At 64.6% G+C, this 1,795-nt stretch carries 2 protein-coding genes and 1 pseudogene; 1 reads left to right on the forward strand and 2 read right to left on the reverse strand.

The features are described 5' to 3' along the window. Positions 1-281: 281 nt before the first annotated feature. Both WCE35_RS17385 and WCE35_RS17390 read right to left on the reverse strand, forming a co-directional pair. Positions 282-857, reverse strand: coding sequence for a DUF6456 domain-containing protein (locus WCE35_RS17385; RefSeq protein WP_424594565.1), 576 nt, complete (start codon positions 855-857; stop codon positions 282-284). Between the two features lie 91 nt (positions 858-948). Next, positions 949-1,488 (reverse strand): GcrA family cell cycle regulator, encoded by a 540-nt coding sequence (locus tag WCE35_RS17390; RefSeq protein ID WP_424594566.1) that lies wholly within the window; start codon positions 1,486-1,488, stop codon positions 949-951. 129 nt (positions 1,489-1,617) lie between these two features. On the opposite strand from WCE35_RS17390, the pseudogene WCE35_RS17395 reads away from it, so the two are divergent. Continuing rightward, positions 1,618-1,795: pseudogene (locus tag WCE35_RS17395) on the forward strand (S24 family peptidase); the annotation flags it as partial.

Below are 1,795 nucleotides of genomic sequence, written 5' to 3' on the forward strand. Positions count from 1 at the left end.
CCGCAGCGGCTAGCTTGACGTCCGCGACGGCGGTTGCGGCCGAGGCCGTGCCGCCGTCGCGCGATGTCGTCCTCGTCGACGGCAATCGACAGGTCGAAGCCGAAACGGTGCGCTCGTATTTTCATGCTGCACCCGACGGACAGTTCGACGGTGCCGCGCGCGACGCGGCGCTGAAAGCGTTGATCGCCACAAGCCTGGCGGCAGCATGTACTGGGCAACGACGGCGGAACTGCAAAGCGGAATTCCCGGCGTGCCCGATGACGTCGTGCAGCCGCTCCGCTTCAGCGCGGGAGGTTTTTGACGGCAACGGGATGAGGCGTCGCGAATCCATAGATCTGCGCCAGCCGGTCGAGGCACTCGCGGAACCGGCGCGCGAAATAGTCGTTCCAGCGCTGGCTTCGCAGTCCCCGCCGTTGCCCGACCTGCTGCATCGTCATGCCCTTGATCAGGACATCATGCACCAGCGCCGAACCGTCGGCGCCGAGTTCGCGCTCGGCGCGGTTAAGCCGCAGCACTGCCTTGCGCTGGCCTTCGGTGATCGGCTCGCGCATCTGCCCGCCATCGACATATTCCCGGGTTGGATCGACCGCACGCGGGCCGCGTTCGGCCTTCTCCCAATCGTTCTGAAAGGCGCGCCCGCCCTGATACTGCGCCTCGTCGATCTGGCGGTGCGAATGCAGCCGGCCCAGCGGATCGTTGCGGACCGAGCGCAGCGCGACGATCTTGTCGCCGGGTTCGAGCGCCAGCGGATCGTCGACCTCGACCGCCGCGACCTCCGCGTTGCGGGGCAAATCGCTCGAACGGCGGTCGTGGATTCTTCGGAAATCATAGGGCTTCCTGGGTTTGGCTCGTGGCACGGATTGCCTCCGTCATGATTTGAACGGGAACTCGCGGGCTGTTTCGCTGCCGCGTGAGATCGATTGTCGTCGTGGGTGTGACCGGCCGCCCTCAGACCGCCTCCAGCACGCCTGGCGATGCGGGGTTCGCAGGTCCTTCCAAACCCGCATCGGGGTTGCGGCTCAGATGAAAATGCGGCGTGCAGTAGCTCGAACCCGGACGCCGCGTGTGACCGCAGAAGGTGATGGCTTCGCCCTCGGCGTCGCCTCCGTAAGGGTAGCGGCAATCGCCCCGCTCGAGTTCGACCAGCGCAAGATGACGCGGCTCGATATCGACGCAGCGCAGCTTGACCGGCTCGGCCTTTTCGAACGCCGGCATCGGCCGGCGAAATTCCGGCGATCTGAATTCAGCGGAGCGCACCTCACGTAATTTACCGAGGCGGGGCCGCACGCCCGGCAGCGGTTCCGGCCGGTCTGGTCGCTCTGGCCCCGCGAGCCCCATCCGCTTGGCCCGGCCGAGCGTGGCGTTGCGCGAATACCACGTGCCGAACCTTGCATTGATCGCTTTGGCGATCTCCGAATAGGACATGCCGCGGCCGACCAAATCCCGCAGCGCGTCCGAATGCTCGGGCGCCCAGTTTACCGGTTCCATGCTTGGTCCCTGCTCTTCTCACGCCGCCCGACGCATCTTTAATTTCGGATATTCCGAAACAAAAGTCAAGCTTGATTTCGGATAATCGGAACTGCTATCGTTTCTGAAATTCGGAAGGAGGCGGTGGTCATGCTGGACATCAGGCTGATCGAGCGGGGACTGGAGAAGCCGGGCAAGACCAAGGGCGGTCTGGCGGCGGCGATGGGCGTTCGGCCGGGCGCCGTTTCGGAAATCCTGGCAGGAATGCGCCTGATCAAGGCGTCCGAGATCACCCCGATCATCGAATATATCGAGCTCAATTCGGTGC

The organism is Bradyrhizobium sp. (assembly GCF_049691595.1).
Classification (GTDB): Bacteria; Pseudomonadota; Alphaproteobacteria; order Rhizobiales; family Xanthobacteraceae; genus Bradyrhizobium.

Bases quoted from the DNA above. Each gene is read 5' to 3' on its own strand.
- WCE35_RS17390 (WP_424594566.1), bottom strand. From the start codon at position 1,488: ATGGAACCGGTAAACTGGGCGCCCGAGCATTCGGACGCGCTGCGGGAT.